This is a genomic window from Flavobacterium denitrificans DSM 15936, assembly GCF_000425445.1.
Lineage (GTDB): Bacteria > Bacteroidota > Bacteroidia > Flavobacteriales > Flavobacteriaceae > Flavobacterium > Flavobacterium denitrificans.
This window is the reverse complement of the sequence record NZ_KE384377.1, coordinates 422948-445394: the sequence shown is the minus strand read 5'-3', so window position 1 is coordinate 445394 and position 22447 is coordinate 422948. Positions and strand designations below refer to the sequence as shown.

14 protein-coding genes are annotated in these 22447 nt (G+C 38.0%); 10 read left to right on the top strand and 4 right to left on the bottom strand.

Annotation, left to right across the window (positions count from 1 at the left end; all coding sequences use genetic code 11):
- Positions 1 to 143 precede the first annotated feature (143 nt).
- The 4 genes from H600_RS0113780 to H600_RS0113765 all read left to right on the top strand — a co-directional run bounded on the left by H600_RS0113780 (position 144) and on the right by H600_RS0113765 (position 8324).
- Positions 144 to 2690: an ATP-dependent Clp protease ATP-binding subunit gene (locus tag H600_RS0113780; protein ID WP_026729333.1), complete on the top strand. Its 2547-nt coding sequence runs from the start codon at positions 144 to 146 to the stop codon at positions 2688 to 2690.
- Between the two features lie 139 nt (positions 2691 to 2829).
- Positions 2830 to 4197, top strand: coding sequence for a 30S ribosomal protein S6--L-glutamate ligase (gene rimK, locus H600_RS0113775; protein ID WP_026729332.1), 1368 nt, complete (start codon positions 2830 to 2832; stop codon positions 4195 to 4197).
- Positions 4198 to 4551: 354 nt separating this feature from the next.
- Positions 4552 to 5802 (top strand): site-specific integrase, encoded by a 1251-nt coding sequence (locus tag H600_RS0113770; protein ID WP_026729331.1) that lies wholly within the window; start codon positions 4552 to 4554, stop codon positions 5800 to 5802.
- Positions 5803 to 5924: 122 nt separating this feature from the next.
- The gene (locus tag H600_RS0113765) at positions 5925 to 8324 is read left to right on the top strand and encodes an AAA family ATPase (protein ID WP_026729330.1); all 2400 of its coding nucleotides are present in this window, start codon (positions 5925 to 5927) and stop codon (positions 8322 to 8324) included.
- 75 nt (positions 8325 to 8399) lie between these two features.
- Here H600_RS0113765 and H600_RS0113760 read toward each other — a convergent pair whose 3' ends face one another.
- From H600_RS0113760 to H600_RS0113745, 4 genes are all read right to left on the bottom strand, one after another.
- Entirely contained in the window at positions 8400 to 8681 is a 282-nt protein-coding gene (locus H600_RS0113760) for a helix-turn-helix domain-containing protein (protein WP_026729329.1), read from the bottom strand.
- A complete protein-coding gene (locus H600_RS0113755; RefSeq protein WP_026729328.1) occupies positions 8678 to 8974 on the bottom strand; it encodes a helix-turn-helix domain-containing protein in 297 nt (98 codons plus the stop codon). The genes H600_RS0113760 and H600_RS0113755 overlap by 4 nt, the downstream gene beginning before the upstream one ends.
- A gap of 100 nt (positions 8975 to 9074) precedes the next feature.
- A complete protein-coding gene (locus H600_RS0113750) occupies positions 9075 to 9506 on the bottom strand; it encodes a hypothetical protein (protein WP_026729327.1) in 432 nt (143 codons plus the stop codon).
- Between the two features lie 459 nt (positions 9507 to 9965).
- Positions 9966 to 10460 carry a DUF3408 domain-containing protein gene (locus H600_RS0113745; RefSeq protein ID WP_026729326.1) on the bottom strand — a complete coding sequence of 165 codons (495 nt, stop codon included), beginning with the start codon at positions 10458 to 10460 and terminating at the stop codon, positions 9966 to 9968.
- Positions 10461 to 10985: 525 nt separating this feature from the next.
- Between H600_RS0113745 and mobA the strand changes: the two genes are divergently transcribed.
- The 6 genes from mobA to H600_RS22105 all read left to right on the top strand — a co-directional run.
- A complete protein-coding gene (mobA, locus tag H600_RS0113735) occupies positions 10986 to 11420 on the top strand; it encodes a conjugal transfer protein MobA (RefSeq protein ID WP_026729325.1) in 435 nt (144 codons plus the stop codon).
- A 4-nt stretch (positions 11421 to 11424) separates the two neighbouring features.
- Entirely contained in the window at positions 11425 to 12687 is a 1263-nt protein-coding gene (mobB, locus tag H600_RS0113730) for a conjugal transfer protein MobB (RefSeq protein ID WP_026729324.1), read from the top strand.
- A 308-nt stretch (positions 12688 to 12995) separates the two neighbouring features.
- Positions 12996 to 14732 (top strand): tetratricopeptide repeat protein, encoded by a 1737-nt coding sequence (locus H600_RS0113725; RefSeq protein WP_084157387.1) that lies wholly within the window; start codon positions 12996 to 12998, stop codon positions 14730 to 14732.
- A 439-nt stretch (positions 14733 to 15171) separates the two neighbouring features.
- Positions 15172 to 15678 (top strand): phage tail protein, encoded by a 507-nt coding sequence (locus tag H600_RS0113720; RefSeq protein WP_026729322.1) that lies wholly within the window; start codon positions 15172 to 15174, stop codon positions 15676 to 15678.
- 22 nt (positions 15679 to 15700) lie between these two features.
- Positions 15701 to 16717 carry a phage tail protein gene (locus tag H600_RS22560; protein WP_051234427.1) on the top strand — a complete coding sequence of 339 codons (1017 nt, stop codon included), beginning with the start codon at positions 15701 to 15703 and terminating at the stop codon, positions 16715 to 16717.
- A gap of 1897 nt (positions 16718 to 18614) precedes the next feature.
- On the top strand, positions 18615 to 22447 hold a 3833-nt coding region (locus H600_RS22105; RefSeq protein WP_167330305.1), incomplete at its 3' end, for a beta strand repeat-containing protein.

Here is a 22447-nt window from a genome sequence, read left to right as displayed (position 1 = left end):
TCGCTTTTAGTTAATAAATTAAGCGTTTTTTAACGCTTTTTTTGTTATTTTTTTTGTCAATTAGCTGACAGCAGATATCGCTAGGTATGATTTTTGTTTTTCAACCAGTAAATAATTAAATTTACATTACGAATTAATATATTATGGATAATAATTTTTCACCAAGGGTAAAAGATGTTATTACATACAGTAAGGAAGAAGCTCTACGTTTAGGGCACGACTTTATTGGTACTGAACATCTGATGCTAGGCATTTTAAGAGATGGTAACGGAAAAGCTATTCATATACTTAATAACCTAGCTGTCGATTTAGATCATTTACGCAGGAAAGTAGAAATACTCAGTCCAGCCAATCACAGCGTTGAAATAAACACTGAAAAGAAAAACCTTCATCTAACACGTCAGGCCGAAAGAGCCTTAAAGACAACATTTCTTGAAGCAAAAGTATTTCAAAGCTCGTCGATTAGCACGGCGCACCTGCTTTTGTGTATCTTACGAAACGAAAACGATCCAACAACCAAGCTATTGAATAAGCTAAAAATAGATTATGACATAGCTAAAGAACAATATCTAAACATGACGCCAAACGAAGAAGAATTTTTAGAAAACTTGCCACGAAATGAGTCATACAATGACGATTCAGGACAAGATGACAGTTTAAAAGAAAGTAGTTTCAATAATCCCGCCAATAAGTCAAACAAAAAATCTAAAACTCCGGTGCTAGATAATTTTGGGAGAGATTTAACAGAAATGGCTGAGGAAGGAAAACTTGACCCTGTCGTGGGACGCGAAAAAGAAATTGAACGCGTTTCTCAAATTTTAAGCCGAAGAAAAAAGAACAACCCGCTTCTTATTGGAGAACCTGGAGTTGGTAAATCTGCTATTGCAGAAGGACTGGCTTTGCGTATCATCCAAAAGAAAGTATCTCGTATTCTTTTCAATAAACGTGTTGTGACTCTTGATTTGGCTAGCTTAGTTGCTGGAACAAAATACAGAGGACAATTTGAGGAAAGAATGAAAGCCGTAATGAATGAGCTGGAAAAAAACGACGATATTATTCTTTTTATTGATGAAATCCATACTATTGTGGGGGCTGGAGGAGCAACAGGTTCACTTGATGCTTCAAACATGTTCAAACCTGCTTTAGCAAGAGGCGAAATTCAATGTATTGGTGCTACTACTCTTGATGAGTACAGACAATATATTGAAAAAGATGGTGCTTTAGAAAGACGTTTCCAAAAAGTAATTGTTGAGCCAACTTCGGTTGAAGAAACAATCGCTATTTTGAACAATGTAAAAGACAAATACGAAGATCACCACAATGTAACATATACTCCAGAAGCAATTGAGGCTTGTGTAAAATTAACAAACAGATATATGTCTGAGCGTTTCTTGCCAGACAAAGCTATCGATGCAATGGATGAGGCTGGATCACGCGTGCACATCACAAACATTGATGTTCCGAAACAAATTTTGGATTTAGAACGTCAATTGGAAGAAGTTCGCGAAATGAAGAATATGGTTGTTAAAAAGCAAAAATATGAAGAAGCAGCCAAACTTCGTGATGATGAAAAACGTATCGAAAAAGATCTTGCTTTAGCACAAGAACAATGGGAAGAAGATTCTAAAAACAACCGAATTGAAGTTACTGAAGATAATGTAGCTGATGTTGTTTCAATGATGACTGGAATTCCTGTTAATAGAATCGCGCAAACAGAAAGCAACAAATTGGCTCATTTACCTGAACTGATTCAGAATAAAGTAATTGGTCAAAATGAAGCGGTTCTTAAAATTGCACGTTCTATCCAACGTAACAGAGCCGGACTTAAAGATCCAAACAAACCAATTGGTTCGTTTATTTTCTTAGGTCAGACTGGAGTTGGTAAAACGCAGTTAGCAAAAGTTTTAGCAAAAGAATTATTTGATTCTGAAGATGCATTAGTTCGTATCGACATGAGTGAATACATGGAGAAATTTGCAATCTCTCGTTTAGTTGGAGCGCCTCCAGGATATGTTGGTTACGAAGAAGGTGGTCAATTGACTGAAAAAGTTCGCAGAAAACCTTACTGTGTGGTTCTTTTAGATGAGATTGAAAAAGCGCATCCTGATGTATTTAATATGATGCTTCAAGTTCTTGATGATGGATATTTAACAGATAGTTTAGGTCGTAAAATTGACTTTAAAAACACTATCATCATCATGACATCTAACGTTGGTGCACGTCAGTTGAAAGACTTTGGACAAGGTGTTGGATTCGGAACTGCAGCAAGAACCGCTCAAGCTGATGAAAACTCAAAAAGCATTATCGAAAATGCATTGAAGAAAACTTTTGCTCCTGAATTTTTAAACAGAATTGATGATGTAATTGTATTCAACGCACTAGAAAAAGCTGATATTGACTTGATTATCGAGATCGAATTGAAAAAACTTTATTCTCGTATTGCTGAATTAGGATACAAATTAAGCTTGACTGACAAAGCAAAAGCATTTATTGCTGAAAAAGGTTTTGACAAGCAGTTTGGAGCTAGACCGCTTAAAAGAGCAATTCAGAAATATGTTGAAGATTTGCTAGCGGAAGAAATCATCACTTCAAAAATACATTCTGGTGATGAAATCATGATGGATTTGAAAGATGATTCACAAGAATTATCAGTTGAAATCCATAAAGCTGAAGAGCCGACAAATCAGTAAATTAGTTTAAATTTATAACATTCATAACATGCCCGTTACGTTTTCATAACATAACGGGTATTTTTTTTATTAAAAATCACTATCTTTAGTAAAAGCAAATAGCTATTTTTGAATTTAAATTCTATAATAAAAACAACTTATGCTTCAAAACAAAGTCATTTTAGGCAGCGAAGAATGGTGCTCATTTCCAGAACTCGGAATCCCAACTATTAAAGCTCGTGTGGATTCTGGTGCCAAAACTTCGGCAATGCATGCAATAAACATAGCTCCTTTTATAAAAAATGATGCCAATTGGGTGAAATTCGATATTAATCCAATTCAGAATAATATCAAAACGATCATTCATTGTGAAGCTCCATTGGTTGATAAAAGAATCGTAAAAAGCTCAAGCGGCTTTAGAGAACATCGATATGTAATTCAAACCAGCTTAAAAATTGGCGATGCAAAATGGCCAATTGAAATGACTTTGACCAATCGCGATTCTATGGGTTTTAGAATGCTTTTAGGGCGCGAAGCGATGAGCGGAAGGGTTTTGGTCGATCCAGAACAAAAATACCTTCTAGGACAGCCAACAGCAGAATCTTTAAAAGAATTATATCAAAATTCTGAAAAAGCAAAAACAGGCTTGCGAATCGGCCTTTTAGCCAGCAATCCAGAATTATACAGCAACAAAAGAATCATGGAAGCCGGCGAAATGCGTGGCCACGAAATGCATTTCCTAAATATCAAGGAATGCTACATGAAGTTAGATGCCAAAAAACCTGAAATTCATTACAGAGGCGGAAAAATCTTAAACGAATTTGATGCTATAATTCCGAGAATTCGTCCGAGTATTACTTTTTATGGTTGTGCTTTAACGCGCCAGTTTGAGGCTTTGAAAGTTTTTGTTTTAAATTCAGCTACTGCCATAACACAATCTCGCGATAAACTATATTCACTTCAATTGCTTTTGAACAGCGGAATTGATATTCCAACAACCGGATTTGCCAATTCTCCGCTTGATACAGACAACTTAATTAAAATGGTTGGCGGTTCACCGCTAATTGTAAAATTACTGGAAGGTACACAGGGAAAAGGCGTTGTTTTAGCCGAAACCAAAAAAGCAGCAGAAAGTGTTATTAATGCTTTTAAAAGTTTAAATGCCAATATCTTAGTTCAGGAATTCATCAAAGAAGCAAACGGAAAAGATATCCGTTGTTTTGTAATTGACGGAAAAGTGGTTGCCGCAATCCAGCGTGAAGCTATGCCAGGCGAATTTAGAGCTAATATTCACTTGGGCGGAACAGCATCTGTAATCAAAGTTACCGCAGAAGAAAAAAAGATCGCTATTAAAGCTGCAAAAGCAATGGATTTAAAAGTAGCAGGTGTTGATATTATTCGTTCTTCTAAAGGACCTTTATTGCTTGAAGTAAACTCTTCCCCTGGTCTTGAAGGAATTGAAGGCGCAACTAATAAGGATGTTGCTGGCGAAATGATTAAAGCGATTGAGAAGAATTTCAAACTATAATTAAGTTCATTTCAACTTAATTCCGGATCAATATTTTAGCAGCTTTGTCAAAGTTTTAAAACTTTGACAAAGCTTTTTTATTTAACTTTAAAATAAAGTTTCAGTAAAAATACATCAAAGATTAATATCAGGCAAAACGGTTGTAAATAAAGGCTTTACAGCCGTTTTATGATTTTTTGGTAATGAGGTAAAAAGCAGTAAAAAGCGAGGTTTGGCAAAAGTAAGGTTACTAAAACGTTACTTTTAAATATTAGAAACAATCGTTTTAAAATACTGTATTTCAGCTTTATGCATAGTTTTTCATATTGTTCCGTAGCTCACATAGGTTTAATTTTATCATTAAGAATTGTGAGTATGGAAACGACAAAAAAATCAACATTTAAGGTATTGTTCTACCTTAAAAAGAACGCCCCAAAGAAAAACGGAAAAGTTACGGTTATGTGCAGGATTACCGTAAACGGCAAACAGTCTGCATTCAGTACCAAATTGGATATTTCCGCAACAAATTGGGATTTGAAGTACGGCAGGGTTTTAGGTAAAAGCCGAGAAGCCCAAGATGTGAACGGCAAGCTTGATAAAATCCGTTTGGGTATCGAGGAATGTTATTCCAAAACCCTAAAAAACGAGGGAACGGTAAACAGTTCTAAACTCAAAAATACCTTTCTCGGTATGGAAAGCGGAGAACTTACCTTTTTCAAATTCTATCAACAGTTTCTATCCGATTATGAGAAAAAAGTCAATAGCGGACTTCGGGTAAATGGAACACGAAGTAAGTATAAAACACTTTTAAAGCATCTGCGAAATTTTGCACTGACAAAATACGGTTATTCTGACTTATCATTCAACGACCTTACATCTGATTTTGTGCAGGACTTTGATTACTACCTGCGTGACGACAAAAACTTGACACACAACACCATTTGGTTGTATATGATTGGATTTACCACGCTTTGCCGATTGGCAATGAGCAGAAAGCATCTTGCTTTCAATCCGTTCAGCGAGTATAAGAACACCAAAAAGGACAAAGACAGGGGTTATCTGTTGCGGAACGAGTTGGAACAGCTCGTAACATTCAACTGCGAGAAAAAGAAAGGCGAATTGGTTAAAGATTTGTTTGTTTTCAGTTGCTTTACAGGTCTTTCCTATTCAGATATGAAAGGGCTTAGAAACAGTAATATTCAAGATTTTTTTGACGGTAACCAATGGATTATCATACGTAGGAAAAAGACAGCCACATCGTCAAACGTGATGCTGTTGGATATTCCCAAAATGATTATTGAGAAATATGCGGGATTTTCAAAGGATGGAAAGGTATTCCCTGTACCATCAAACACAGTCTGCAATGACAGCCTAAAGAGAATATCCCAACAGATTGACTGTCTAAAAGAAAAGAGAGTAACGTTCCATTTGGCACGTCATACATTTGCTACCTTGTTTTTGAGTGAGGGTGTTCCGCTGGAAAGTTTAAGCAAGATGTTAGGACATAAGAACATTGCTACCACACAGATTTATGCCAAGATACTCAACGAGAAAGTCGGAAAGGATATGCAAAAGGTTTCCCATAAATTCAAGGGTATGGAACGGTCTTTTATTACTCAACTTTAATATAATATTCTTCAGATAATAGATTTGGAAGTTTCATCATCTTAATAAATAGTTATATTTCATTATATTCGTATTTCATCCATATTGTAATACTTAAATCATAAATTCAGAATAATGCCATAATGATTACGAAGTTCAAATCAATCAATAACCTTGCTGTTTTCCAAAATTTCAATTGGGACACAGCTATTCGCGACGATGGAAATAATATAGTTTTATTTAAACCAATCAACATTTTATACGGACGTAACTATTCTGGTAAAACAACTCTTTCAAGAATAGTAAGAGCATTAGAAATAGGCAACATTTCTGATAAATACGAAAATCCACAATTTGAAGTAAGCATTCAAGACATTGCAGATACAACGCAAAATAATCTAACGGCACACGGAAAGAAAATCAGAGTGTTTAACGAAGATTTTGTAAAAGACAACCTTCGTTTCATTGTGAATTCGGATGAAAGTATTACCCCATTTGCAATAATTGGAGGTAATGCCACTATTGAAGAAGAAATACAAACATTAAAAAATGATTTAGGTAGCAACGAAGAAGCAAACGAAACTGGATTTTATCTTGAACTTAAAAACGCTACAACAATTGCAAACACAGCATTACAAGCGTATCAAACAGAGAACAGTAGTTTGAGCCAACAACTAAGCCATAAAGCAACTAACAACCCTAACGGAATAAAATACAAATCTGAAAAGTTTGGTGACCAAAATTATAACATCAATAAACTTCAAAATGATATTTCCACTGTTTTAGAAACTTCGTTTCTACCATTAACAGATACCGAAATAACAGAAAAACAAAATTTACTGAATGAAAGAACAAATGCAGATATTCCCACAATTGTAAAACCAAATTTAAATTTAAACACGCTTAATACAAAAGCGAAAGAACTTGTTACGAAATCAATCAGCAGTTCTAACAAAATTGAGCAACTTTTGAAAGATGCTATTCTTAATCGTTGGGTTAAAGATGGACGACAAATACACAAAGATAAACTTGAACAATGTGCTTTTTGTGGCAATGATATTTCAGAGAATCGTTGGAACGAACTGGACAGCCATTTTGACGAAGAATCTGAGAAATTAGAAATAGAAATCAATGTGTTAATTTCTCAAGTTGAAAATTCAATTCGCGATGTTGATTCACAACTTCAAATCGACAAAAGTGCTTTTTATTCAAAATTTCATTCGGATTTAGATAGATTAATTTCACTAAGACAAAACATCGTTGATAAAATCAAAATAGAATTAAATCGCATTATTACAAGCCTTAAAGAACGAAAAGATGACCTTTTAAATACTAAAGAATATATTGATATTATTGATAATAGTAAGAGAATTCAATGGTGTTGGGAAATTTTTGAAAAATATAAAAATGAAGCAAACGGTTATAGTAATTCCTTGGACAGCGAACAAACAGAAGCAAAAAAACTTTTGAGATTACGTGAAGTCTCCGATTTTGTAACAACAATTCAATATTCGAATGCAACCGCAAGAATACAGACATTGAAAGAAACTTCCGAAAACGAAACACAGGGCAAGCAAGCTGTAGAAGAGAAAATTAGACAACAGATTACCCAGATTGAAGATAAAGAACGCCTGATGAAAGATGAAGAAAAAGGAGCATTGAAAGTAAATGAATATCTTAACAATTTCTTCGGACATGATTTTCTAACATTACAAGCCTTAGAAGATGCAGATGTTTTAGGCGGTAAAAAAATACGATTTGAAATAGTAAGAAACGGGAAGAAAGCACACCACCTAAGCGAAGGGGAATGTAGTTTGATTGCATTTTGCTACTTTATGGCAAAACTTGAAGATGTTGATACCAAAGGAAGCAAACCAATCATTTGGATTGATGATCCAATTTCAAGTTTAGACAGTAATCACATTTTTTTCGTTTATTCTCTTATCAATGCTGAAATTATTGCCAAACAAGAGTTTGAGCAAATATTCATTTCTACACACAACCTTGATTTTCTAAAATACTTGAAACGTTTGCCAAGTGCTTTAAACAAAAATCAGAGTGCATACTTCTTGATCGCAAGAGAAAAAGAAAGTAGTAAAATTAAAATAATGCCACGTTATTTAAAGGATTATGTAACTGAATTTAATTTTTTGTTTCATCAAATTTATTTGTGTTCAACAGCCAATACTGACGATGAAATCCAACATAACTTATTTTACAACTTCGGAAATAATACACGAAAGTTTTTAGAAGCGTTTCTTTATTACAAATATCCAAATGCAGTCGAAAAAGACGATAAACTAATAAGATTCTTTGGAGGGAATAGACAAGCTTCAAGCTTAACAGACAGAATAAATAATGAATTTTCCCATTTAGAAGCATTGTTTGAAAAAGGTATGACACCCATTGATATACCTGAAATGAAAAAGACGGCAACATTCATTTTAGATAAAATTAAAGAAAAAGACTGTGAACAATATGAAGCCTTACTTTTAAGCATTGGAGTCGAGATTCTTACGGAATCAGAAACACCTCAATCATGAACACCACAGCCCACTGCTTCAAGCAGTGGGCTGTTTCTTTAATTGACTGATACGGTTACAGTTTCAGACAATCGGCTAACGCTGATAGTTATCTTCCAATACCTTGATAATATCGCTTTCACGGAAAAGGATTTTCCTTTCGAGTTTGATAAAAGGTATCAGTCCGTCATCTCTGTACTGTTGCAACGTTCGTTTGCTGATGTGTAGCATCTGGCAAACCTGTTCGCCTGAAAGGTAGATTTCCCCTTTTAAGAGTGGATGAAAATATTCCCTGATATACAGCAGTTCATTTTTGATACCTACCATAGCTTCGAGCATGACAAGCATATCCTCGTTTGAATTTCCAATCTGTTTCATTTCTTTTGCTTTTTTAATGGTCGCTCTCCCTGCATAAGTAACTCCACTTCGGATAATCTGAAATAAGTTTTCCGATTGATTTGCGTTGCCCCAAGAATGCCTTTTGCCCTATATGTCTGCAATGTTCTTTTACTGATATTGAGCAGTTGGCAGGCTTCCTGTTGGTCGAGCCATTTTGTTGCCTGTTGCAATGCTTTGTAGGGTGCAGTTATTTCCGCTATCAAATTGGAAACTTCCTTAACTTCCCTATGCAATGCTTTTAAAATCTGAATGTCTAAAACTGTTATTTCCATATCTGTATCATTTAAACCTCGAAAATAAAAGCTATTGACATAGGTTATTCTAATGTTGCATCCGATGGCGGTATTTGGCGTACAGTTGCCAAATACTGTATTACAATCCCAGTTTTGGTTTATTGTTTTTCGGGCGAGCCTGTTGTGGTTTGATTGCATTTTCTGTCTTCATAGCAGGCTTTTTGTTTTTCTGTACAGTCTGACTTTTTTCATCTTTTTTGAAATCCGAACGCATAACCGTTTTTGTCGCACCTATTATGCTTTCAGGTTCGGCAGTCTGTTTTTGTTGTTCAACACGCTTGCCCCCGAACAGACTGCCCAGACCTAAACCCTTTGTTTCTTTGAATTGACGTTTAAAGTTGGTAATGAAATTGGAAATCGGGTCGCTATGCTTATCGACCTGCATAAAAGGAGTATTCTTTTTCTTCTCGGATAGCTCTTTGTCTTTACGCTCTTTGTCGGTTATTACTTTCTGTGCCATAGGTTCAAAATTTCCCCCAATATAGAACACAAAGGAATGTATTGTTTTCATTTGGTATTACGTGGCAGTATTTGGCTTATGTTGGCACAATATGAATAGAAAGTACTCCTCAAAACACTTTAAATTTTCCTCGCAAAGCCCTCACACATTTAAAGAGTTTTGTACGGATAAAGGAAAGCATACCAAAAACATCCTACCCTTAGCCCTTACGTGTTTTTTGTACCCTTTCATTTATTGGAATTGATTAAAAAAAGAATAAAAAGGTAGCAAAGATAAAGCGGACAGCCACCGCACCACCCAACCAAAAGACTACGGCATAATGGCAGGGCAAATATGGTTGCTTCGCCGAGTGGTTGTGTTTGCCCTGCCACCCTTCGGGACTTATTCCGTTTCCTTTTGGTTTTTCCGCTTGTCCGCCTTGTTAAAATGGCTTTCTTTTTTTTCTGTTTTTTTCTTTTGGAAAATAATTTTAAGAGGGAGCAACGCATCGCATCTGACAATACACCATAATCAAAACAACGGTTTGTGTTTCTCGTTATAGATTTCGCTAATCAATTCCCCAAACTCTTGAAAATGGTATTCGATAATGTTGTCGAGATACGCATAAATCGTCAGCTTGTCAATTCCCATAATGTTGGTAAGCCTGCTAAACGTATCGTGGTGTTCCTGTCGCACATAGACCGATTTGCCTTTACTTGCCGTAGTATTCGGGATTTTAAAGAACTGTCCGCAGTAGTCCTCTTTATCCAGTTTCTTTGGCTTAGAGGTACTTTTTTTAGCATTGTTTGCTGACGGTCTTGTACGATCCGTTTCAATTTCAGCAGGTTCTTCCCCTGCCATTACCAGCATCAAAGCTTCCTCATCTACATCGGGTTTGGTAAAGTCATCCTGATGTCTTACTGCCTGTTGCTTCGTCGAAGGTTGTTTCTTTTCATCGCCAAGAAAATTTTCAATAGAAAAACCCTGTACTTCTGGTTGCTGTTTTTTATCATCTTCGTTTATCATATAACTGTTTTTAATATTGTTTCAAATTAGCCGTTTGGTTAGCTGAACAATTAGTTATACATATCATTGTACAGATGTAACTATCTATGTACCTACATATTTTTCATTAGCTAAAAAGTCAATGGATTTCCAGCAATCACTCACGCTGATTTGCCATCTAAATTTATGCTGTTTAGTTACTTCATTAAGGGTATAACCAGTCAGCCAGCTAACCATATACAAAGTAAATAAAAGCAGTCCCAATCTGCCTTAAGGTGGCATTTAGTGGCATCATTTGGCGCTCATTGTCGTCGTTATAAATAGCTGTTATTCAAATAGTCTTGCCGAAATTTGTAAGGGAAGCTATGGGTTTCCCCTGCTAACTACAATCCGTTTGCAAAACGGATTTTTCTGAACCCTTGTTCAGAGCAAGTTATATCTTGAGGTCCTCGAAATAAATTTCCGTACCTCAAGAGCACTTGCCCTTGCAGGGGGCTGGAAACGGCTCCGAAGTCGCCCGTTTGTTTAAAATTTAAATGGATTATTATGGAAGAGAAAAACAGAAAACAGATTAGGAAAACAGGGAGAAAACCAAAGATTGACCCTGCGGTACATCGGTATTCCTTTAACCTGAATGCGGAGGATAATGCCAGATTCCTTGCCCTCTTTGACCAGTCAGAAATGAAAGTAATCGCTCATTTTATTACAGCCTGTATCTTTCAGAAGACAGTAAAAACCGTAAAAATTGATATGGATGCAATAGAATATCACGAAAAATTGACCCGGTTTTTTAGCCAGTTCCGATCAATCGGAACAAATTACAATCAGATTGTGAAGATATTATACCGCAATTTTTCGGAGAAAAAAGCAGGAACATACCTTTTTAGATTGGAAAAGGAAACCATAGAATTGGTACAAGTTACTAAAGAGGTCATCCGTTTGACACAGGAATTTGAAGAGAAGTATCTGAAAAAAGAGTAAAGTTATGATTGCAAAAATTGGAAAGGGAAGCAATATGTATGGTGCAATTTTGTACAATCAGCAGAAAGTGGACAAGGAAAACGGAACGGTTCTATTGCTCAATAAGATACCCGACACAGTAGATGGTAAGTATTCCGTAGCGCATTTCAACAAGTGCTTTGAGCCGTATTTATCAGCAAATAATAAAACGGAAAAGACGGTTCGGCATATATCACTGAACCCAGATCCTTCGGATACGGTCAATGATGAACAGTTTATGGAAATGGCAAAGGAATATATGGAGCGTATGGGATATGTCAATCAACCTTACATCGTTTTCAAACATACAGACATAGACCGTACACACATCCATATCGTTTCAACCTGCGTAGGTATAGACGGTAAGAAAATCCCCGATGATTACGACCACCCACGTTCAATGGCTATCTGTAGGGATTTAGAACAGAAATATAATCTACAAAAGGCAACCGAACAAGAACAGAAACAAAACAATAGAGTTTTCAAGCCCATAAATCATAAAAATGGTGACATCAAAAGTCAGATTGCTTCGATAGTACGGCATCTGCCAAATCATTATAGTTTTTCAACTATGGGTGGTTACAATGCTTTGCTTTCTCTATTCAACATCACAGCAGAAGAAGTCAAAGGCGAACGGAATGGACAACCTGTAAACGGATTGGTCTATGTTGCTTTGGACGAGAATGGAAACAAGGTAAGTAATCCATTCAAAGCATCACTTTTCGGGAAAGATGCAGGAATTGCACAACTTCAAAAACATTTTGAGCAGTCCAAAGAGAAAATGAAAACCAATCCTGCAAGGTTAGTTTTAAAGAATACCGTTGAATTGGCTATGCACACCATAAGCAACGAAACGGATTTTAAAAAACAATTGGCTGAACAGGGAATTAATACGGTTGTGAGACGTAATAATGAAGGACGGATTTACGGTATGACTTTTATTGACCACGAGAGCCGTAGCGTTTGGAACGGTTCACAGTTAGACAGAAACCTTTCAGCTAATGTCTTTAATGATTGGTGGAACAATGGAAACAAGCCCGAATTGAAAGTACAGGAAAGCCCTGTTTCCAATACGGACACATTAGACCACCAACCGACAAAAGACCTTTTCGAGTTTATCTCGCAGGAGCATTCAGCTAATTCCGATTTGGGATTGTTCAGTCTGTTGCCTAATACACAGGAAGAAGATTACGAGGAAGAACAGTTTGCTAAACAAATGAAGAAAAAGAAATACAAAAGAAATCAATAATATTTCTGTGAGCCTTATAAAAAAAGAGCTTTGCAGGAAATTGAAAGCAATTACAAGCGGATAAAACAGGATATTGTACAGATTATCGAAACAGAATTGGAGCGAATTAAGAATGACCCGAACTTGCAGCATTTGGTACAGCAGGAATAATCACAGGTAAAAAAGATAATCTATCATTAGTCTAATTTTTTAGAAATAATTAAATTTGCCAATAGCTTAAATTATTACTGTTGCACGCAAATTATATCAGTCTTGTTTTAGTATTTTTTAAACATTTCAAAAATTATTAACTTTTTAGAAGTGTAGTAATGCTAAAACGGTTTTTATTCGGTATTCTTTTTTTTCTGGTTTCGTCTATATCTTGTCCGGCTCAGAATATAGATATAGATAACCGTTTGCTTTCTCTTTCCTCAGCTGAACGCATCCGGTATATGAACGGATATATGGAAGAAAGCAACTTGGTAAACTCCGATAAATTTGATTTATTTCTGGAACAGCTAAAAGATTTTGCAAAACTACAAAATGACCAATTATTACTTAGTCACGTTGAATATAACATCAAAGGAAAACCAATTTTCTATGAGAAGAATGTTCAAAAGAAAATTAATCTAATTCGTGAATTACAATTGTATAGTGAAAAGAAAAATGATTTGTTTCACGTAGGCGATTGTTTGGTTGCTATCGGACAGGTTCAGTTTGGTAACGGGCAATATGCCGATGCTTTTGAAAACCTGCTTGCTGCTGACGAAATCTTCAAAAAAATAGGTTATAGAAATGTACCTATGATGGGAAAATATCTGCACGATTTTGCATTGGACTATTTCTTTTTTCAAGATTACGAGAAGACTATTAAATATATGAAGGAATCAATAAAGCTTCCTAAATATAATGATAATCTTGATATACAACGCTACAATACGCTCGGTTCATCTTACCTGAAACTGAACCAACCGGACAATGCCTATTACTATTTTAACATTGCATACAAAAAGGCTAAAATATATAAAGACATTACCTGGCTTGGAATAATTGCAGGCAATATAGGTGAAGTATTATATAAAAAGGGCGAATACCAAAAAGCTTTAAAACATTTTCAGGAAGTTGAGCAAATCAACAGAGAAAATAATTTTTCTGACGCACAACATAGCACTGCTCTTAATTTAACAAAGACCTATCTAGAGTTAGGAGATTCAAAAAAAGCATCCGAATATTTATTACTTGCCCGAAAATATTTTCCCAAACCTCAAACTTCAATTTTTGGAAACCAGCAAGTATTGGAACAACAAAAGCGATATTATTACGAGGTAAGTCGCCAGTACCATCTTGCTTCAAGGGATTATAAAACGGCTATCCTGTATGCAGACAGTCTTCACAGATCTGAAAAGGCACTTGATAGAAAATACAATGCATTGGTGGTAGGAAAAGCAGCAGACCAGCTGCAATTGCTGCAATCCAAGATGACACTTCAAATTCACGAAAAAGAACAAAGAATAAAAAATATTATCATTATTTCGCTTATTATTATTTCTGTTTTAGGAGCAGGTGTTACATTTTTTATTTCTAAATATAAAAAGAAGCTTAATTATCAAAAGCAATTATTGTTGAGCTCTAAACTCGAAATAACGGAACAGAATTTAAAGCTGTCCGAACTTAAATTAGATGGCTTCAAAAAAAGGATCCAGGAAAAAAGACAGCTTATAGACAATATGCAGGAGCAGCTTGCTTCGCTTTCAAATATTAATAACGACATCATATTTCAGTTGCAGCAATCCACCATTCTCACAGAAGAGGATTGGCAAAATTTCAAAATTTTATTTGAGCAGGTACATTCCGGATTTTTAACTCAGCTCAAAGAAAAATATCCACAATTATCTCCGGCAGAAATTCGATTTCTTTCTTTAGCTAAACTCAATTTCTCAAGAAAAGAAATGTCATCTGCTTTAGGGGTTTCCACCCAAAGCATTCATACCAACTGGTACCGTATCCGCAAAAAAATAGATCTTTCTGAAAGCGCAACAGTAGAAGAACTTATCGAAACGATTTAATTTATCACAATTGTGTAGTAAGTGATTTTATTTGTAATTGATTGATTTATAGTACCTATTTAAACTTGTGATGTTTTTGTGATGTGCCTTTTTGTTCCTTAAAAAGCAGAATGCGTTTATTTTACCTATCGTAATTTTAAAATTCACGCTGCTTTGAAACAACCTTTACTTTATCTAAGAAATTGGCTTGCTATTAAATCATTTTTTATAGCTAAGCCCGCAACATGTATTTCCGGAAATTTCCGTTCCGTTCATTTTTTATATGCAATAATAAACAGATTATCCTTTCGGGATATGCTGACGTATTAGCAGCTACCTTTTATGTTGTACTCCATAGCTAATTGTCATTCTGTTGACTTACAAAGTACAGCATAAGGGTAAGACACTCATATAATATGTTATTTCTAATCATTAGTAAACAATCTTAAAAACTAAAATAATGACAGACACATTTAACTACGTTGGAGAAATCAAACTTTTCTCAGGAGCAAAAATCCCGGAAGGCTGGCTTCTTTGCGACGGTAGAGAGCTCCCTATTAACGAATACGAAGCACTTGCAAGCTTACTTGGCAATTTATATGGTGGTACAGCCACTACCTTTTGCCTGCCCGATCTGCGAAGCAGAATTCCACTTGGGCAAAGTACTGCATTTGCTCAAGGCAGTAAAGGCGGTAAAGAAACGGTAATACTGGAAACAAGTCACTTACCCGCACACCAACACACTCCCGCTTGTAATGATGCTGGTAATGCAGAGGTCCAAGATGCCTCCGATGCTTTTTGGGCTGGAGCAAAAGGCAATATTTATGCATTAAAAACAAGTAATGTTCAGATGAACGATGAAAGCATATTGCCCGAAGGCGATGGTATGCCGCACGAAAACAGGATGCCTGTACTTGCAATGTCCTACATTATCGCAGAAAGCGGTACACTTCCTAATCCTCATTAAATAACACAAAAAAAATATAACAATGGAACAATATGCATCAGAAATAAGATTATTCGGATTTGATTTTGCCCCTAAAGGCTGGGCAAAATGCGAAGGCCAATTATTACCTGTCAGCAGTAATCCTGCTTTATATGCGCTGCTGGGCAACCGGTTTGGTGGCGATGGTAAGACAAACTTTGCGTTGCCGGATTTGCGGGGAAGGGTAGTAATAGGCAGCGGAGCCGGATATCCTGCTTTTTTGTACGCCGGTGAGCAAGCACACAGGCTTACCATAAAAGAAATGCCCGCACACAATCACGGAGCTATGGCAAGCAGTGAAGATGCCAATGATACTGCTTTAGCAAATAATTTTTGGGCAGCAAATACCGGATATGCAAAATCTAACAATAGAATAATGAGTGATAAAGCACTTGCCCCAACCGGTGACAACCTGCAGCACGAGAATATGTCGCCCTATTTAAGCCTTAATTATTGTATTTGTTTAGATGGGATGCATCCTACAGAAAGTTTTAATGACGATGAGGAATTTACCGGAGCCATCAAAGCCTTATCTATCCCGTTGGTTCCAAAAAACTGGCTTTTTTGTGATGGCCGCAAGCTGAAGGTATCAGCATATTTCAACTTATTCTCTGTAATCGGCTACACTTATGGCGGCGAGGGTGATACTTTTTGCTTACCAGATTTGCGAGGCAAAGCTGCCGTAAGTTACGGTACTACCAATGAGCTTACCTCTTATGAGCTTGGCGAAAATGCCGGGAAAAAAGAGGTCATATTAACTAAGGCACAACTACCCCGACACAGGCATAATACCAATGCCGGCTTATCGGGCAATGATGCAAAACCTGCAAACAACGTCTGGGCTAATGGTCCAACACGACCTGCTATTGTCAGCTATGCAAAAAACAAAGGGAAAGGCGCTCTTATGAACACCAATGCCATAGGCAAAACAGGTGGCGATCTTCCTCATAACAATATGATGCCCTTTTTAGCCCTGAATTATTATATCAATGCCGGTGGCTATGCTTCGGAAAATTCTTAGCCGGTTTAGTAAAAGAGGTATTGATTGATATACACAAGAGTTTATGCTGTAGGTATCTGTAGTATAAACTCTTTTATCAGTGTTATTGATGCTTCCCAAAATAAATATTAAAACCTGTTTTATGACATTTTTACATCGAATTATTCAACACATACAATACACAGTACTACTACTGTTGGGTATGTTCTGCATCAGCAACAGTGCTTATGCCATAACCTACAATGTTACCAATACCACAGACGGTATGGCTACCAACCAGCTTCGGGGCGCTATCCTTGCTGCCGATGCTGCCGGAGGCGGACCCCATGTCATCAATGTGCCTGCCGGTACCTATAACCTTACGATGGGGACAATTCATTTTGGTAATAATGCGCAGAATATTTCCATTATAGGTGCAGGACTCGGGCAAACCATTATCAGTATGACCAACACCAACCGGGATCGTATTTTTTTTATTAATCCGACGGCTGAGATTGCAGATGTAAGCACAAGCATATCAGGCATTACATTTACTAACGGATATGTAACATCAGATTATTATGGCGGTGGAGCTATTCTTTGTGGTGGGCCCGGTAATGTCATAACAATAACCAACTGTGCTTTTGAAGGAAATACTGACCCTATGGGAGGGGATGGAGGTGCTATATCTTATGCATCGACAGGCATCATTAATATCGATCAGTGTTCTTTTATTAATAATACAGCATACAATTATAGTGGTGGTGGTTATTTTGTGGGTAGTGGAGGTGCAGTTTCTATTGCGTATTATACTTATGCCAATGCTACTGCTCCTGTTACCGGAAGTACAAGTATTACCAATTGCAGCTTTACCGGGAATAGTAGTTTTGAACAAGGCGGTGCAATTTACATATATGCAGAAAAAAAAGATTACGCTACCAGCTTTAATACAGTCATTCAAAATAATATTTTTACGGGCAATTCTCTTGCGGGCTGGTCTACTTATCCCGGGAATGGAGGAGCTGTTTTTATTGGTACGGATTTTCCGACAGCGGTTAATTATAATTATTTCAGCAATAATACAGTAGCCGCCGGCACTGTCAAAAACGCATTGTACGTTACAGAAGGGTATTCGTATTATCTTGGGAATGGTGGTGGTGCAACAGTAGATGCCACCAATAACTGGTGGGGCTGCAATACCGACCCGCAAGCTTCGGGTACTTGCAGCGAAGTCGCAACAGTGGTAAGCGGTTCTTTTGTTCCCCCGACCACTTTGATAACCCAGCCACAATTAGTACTGAAAACTACGGCAAGTACCAACACTTTATGTACTGCAAACGGTACCACTGTTACGGCAAGTGTACTGCAAAATTCGGCAGGTACCACAATGTCTCTTGCCAATGTATCACGTCTCATAGGTATGCCGTTAACTTTCAGTGCTGCTAATGGTACCATCAGCAATGCACAGGCAACCATACAGGCCAATGGTACGGCAACCGCTACCTACACGGCAGCTACAACTGGCAATGGTACGGTAAAAGCACTGGCAGGTTATATGACCTCGGGCAATACCACTCAGGTTGCCAATATTACAGTAAATGCATCGCCTGTTATAACGGCACAGCCTGTCAATGTAGCCAGTTGTTCGTCCGGTTCTGTAAGTATGAGTGTTACCGCCACAGGTGGTACTTTAACCTATCAATGGTATAAAGGCAGCACTCCTTTAACGAATAACAGTGTAATATCAGGAGCTACAAGTGCCACGCTTACATTTACCAATCCGGATGCATCTTACAATGCTACAGACTACAAAGTTACCGTATCCAATAGCTGTGGCAATATTACCTCTTCAGATGCTTCTCTTATTCTGTACAACAACGTAAACCGTCTGTATGTTGCAACGGGGGGTACAGGCAACGGCAGCAGTTGGGGCAGCGCTATGGGTAATCTGCATACTGCCCTTTCGGCAGCAGCGGGTTGTAACAGCATTACCGAAATATTTGTAGCTGCGGGAACCTATAACGTAGGAGCCAACAGCTTTATTATGAGAAACAACCTGGCAATATATGGTGGTTTCGACCCTTTAAACGGAATTACCGATTTAACCCATAACCGTATTATGCCGAATGCTTCCAATGGGCAAGGCTCTATATTAAACGGGCAAAATGTAAGACCTGTTATCTGGAACGTATTTACATCTGCAACGGCAATGGACAATACCGCCGTTCTGGACGGTTTTACCATTACAGGCGGCAGTTACAGCAATGGAGCAGGAATACGAAATGAGTATGCTTCGCCGACACTTAGAAATTTGGTTATCAGAGGTAATATAGCAAGTGTATCAGGAGCCGGAATTTATAATAGTGCTTCCAATCCTGTTATCAGCAATTCGGTTATCAGCGGAAATCACGTCTTAAATGCAGCTTCCGATGTTTCGGGAGCAGGAATAACAAATGCCAATTTTTCAACTCCTACCATTATCAACGCTACCATTACAGGTAATTCACTGACCAGTGCTTTGGGAACTATCAGAGGTGCAGGTATTTGCAATCAAGGATTTTCTGTCCCGGTGGTATATAACAGCATCATCTGGAACAACCTGAAAAACAATAATCCTACCTTAGCAGGAGCCGACATAGAAAACAACGGCGGAAACATTACCCTTAAAAACAGTATTACCCAGGGCTACACCACAGGTAACACAGCAGATAACAATCTGGCAAATACTGACCCATTGTTTGTCGGGACAGATTTCCAATTGTCAAATACATCTCCGGCAATTAACGCGGGCAGCAATACCTTTTACCCAGGATTATCAGCCGCTACCAAAGACCTGGCAGGAAATCCGCGTTTAGCAGGATTGGTTATAGATATGGGAGCGAATGAAAATCAATCGGTTATCACGCCCGACGCTAACTTGACCGTTTATGTACGTGAGGGCTTTACCGGAAACGGTTCAAGTTGGGCGAATGCTACTTCCAACTTGCAGGGAGCTATTAACTCCGGTGCCACCAAGGTTTTTGTTGCTGTAGGTAGTTATAGCGTGCCTTTGCCCAACAGCTTCCGCCTGAAAACTGGTGTGGCAGTTTACGGAGGCTTTGACCCGGTCAACGGTATTACCGATTTAACGCACAACCGCATACTTCCCAACAGAGGAATGGGTGACGGCTCTGTCCTGACTGCCAACAATGCAGGAAGAGTAATGGAAAATATTAGTTGCGACAACACCGCCGTACTGGACGGCTTTACCATCACAGGCGGTTATGCCGAAACCTGGAGCGCCGGAATATACAATCACCACAATGCCTCGCCTACACTGATGAATTTAGTGATTAAAGGAAATACTTCTTATTATGTTAATTCAACTTCTTATGGCGGAGGTATCGCCTGCTGGGTACAGAGTTCACCCATTATCTCCAATGTGATTATTAAGGGTAATTCGGCAAAAATTGGTGCAGGGGTTTTTGTTCAAGGATATAGCCATCCTGTTATTACCAATACGTTGATTACAGACAATCACGTGAGCGCCGGCGGTACAGGAGGCGGTATAGCACTAGATAATGTCGATGTGTCGGCAACACTCCATAATGTAACCATTGCCGGCAATACAGGAGGCGTAGCGGATGCGCTTGCTATCAATAATACCAATACGATGGATATTAAAAATTCTATTGTTTTTGGATCTATACTTACAGTGGGTTCCGGCACTTATACCGCGCAATATTCCTTCATTGAAGGAAACAGCAGTACGGCAAATGGGAATATTGATGCTACAAGCATTACCGTTAACGATATTTTCACCAATCCGGCGGCAGGAGATTACAGTTTAAGAGGAGCTGCTTTTGTGGTTAACAAAGGGAACAATACCTTATTTACAGGGTTGAGCGCTGCTACAAAAGATTTGGCAGGCAATGCGAGATTGAACGGAACAGATATTGACCTTGGAGCGTATGAATTTTTTATTCAGCCCGGTGCTAACAGCATTGCATATGTAAGACCTGCTGCCACAGGTTTAGGAAACGGTTCTTCGTGGGCAGATGCCACAGGACTTTTACAGCTGGCAATAGATGCTACGAATGTGCAAAAAGTTTACGTTGCCACAGGAAATTATCCGGTAGGCAACCATAGCTTTATAATGAAAAACAATGTAGAAATCTACGGAGGTTTTAATCCTGCAAATAATACCACCGACTGGAATACCCGTACTTTACCCAATAAAGGATTGGGAGATGGTTCTGTTCTGGACGGACAGAATGTAAGACCTGTAATCTGGAATTACAACAACGGACTGAACACTACTGCCATTCTGGATGGTTTTACCCTGACGAACGGAACAGGCAGTAATGGCGGTGCAATGTATAATTACAATACCGCACCTGCTTTTAACAATCTGGTTATCAGAAATAATTCTGCAACTCGTGGCGGAGGTATATACAACCAAACCGCTTCTATTACCCTGAATAATGCTGTTATAAAAGACAACACTGTCAGCAATGATGGTGGCGGAATGTATAATGTAACCAATTCTTCCCCGGTGATGACCAATGTAGCCTTTACCGGAAACACTGCCAATAACGGAGGCGGAATGTTCAGTGTTACCAACTCTTCACCTGTAGTAACCAATGCACTGTTTGCCAATAATACGGCAGTAAATACCGGTGGTGCAATTATAAATATGACAATCGATCCGTTACAGTTAACCAATGTTACCATAGCAAATAATACCGGCACAGATCCCGTTTATTCCACAGGAACGGGAAGTATCACGTTTCATAATTCTATTGTTTTCGGCACGGTTTCGGGACCTTATACTGCACAGCATTCTTTGGTAGAAGGGTCGTCTGCTACTGCCAACGGAAATATAGATGCAACAGGTATTTCTGCCGCCGATGTTTTTACCGATAATGCCACCGGCGATTATACGCTGAAAAACACATCACCTGCCGTTAATGCAGGGAACAATTTGCTGAACAACACGGCTACCGATTTAGCGGGGAATGCGAGGATAACCGGAACAAATATAGATATGGGAACGTATGAGTTTCATTGTGCATCGACTATTGATTTCAGTAATGTAGTTTTTACTGACAGCATAATTACGTATGATGGTAATCCGCACAGCATTATTGCCCAGAATATTCCATCTGGAGCAGCCGTTACCTATGAAATAACCGATGCAAATAATCAGACTATATTGGGTAATACCGCTACCAATGCAGGTGTTTATATCATTACGGCAACTATTTCGGATACAGCAGCAAGTTGTAATACGGCCATAAGAACGGCATCTTTAACCATTAACAAATCGCAATCAGTTATTACCACCAATAATACACAAACCCATCTGTATGACGGAACAGTTAAAAATGTTGTGGCTACTTTAAATCATAATGAAACTACTTTGGTATATACACCACAACAAGGTTATACCGATGTCGGTAACTATCCGGTAACCGTTTCTGTTTCTGAAACAGCTAATTATTTAGCTGCTACAGAAAATGTGAATTTGATTATTGACAGTGCGACAATCACAGGAGTTACCTTCAACAACGGAACCTTTACGTATGATGGAACGGCTCATTCGATATTCGTTTCGGGAGCTCCGGGAGGTGCCACGGTAACCTACACAGGTAATGCTCAGACCAATGCAGGAACATACACCGTAAACGCTTTGGTACAGATGCCGAACTACAATGATTTGCAGTTATCAGCTACGATGACTATTGACAATGCAGTCTTTGCAGGCATCACATTCAACAACGGAACCTTTAC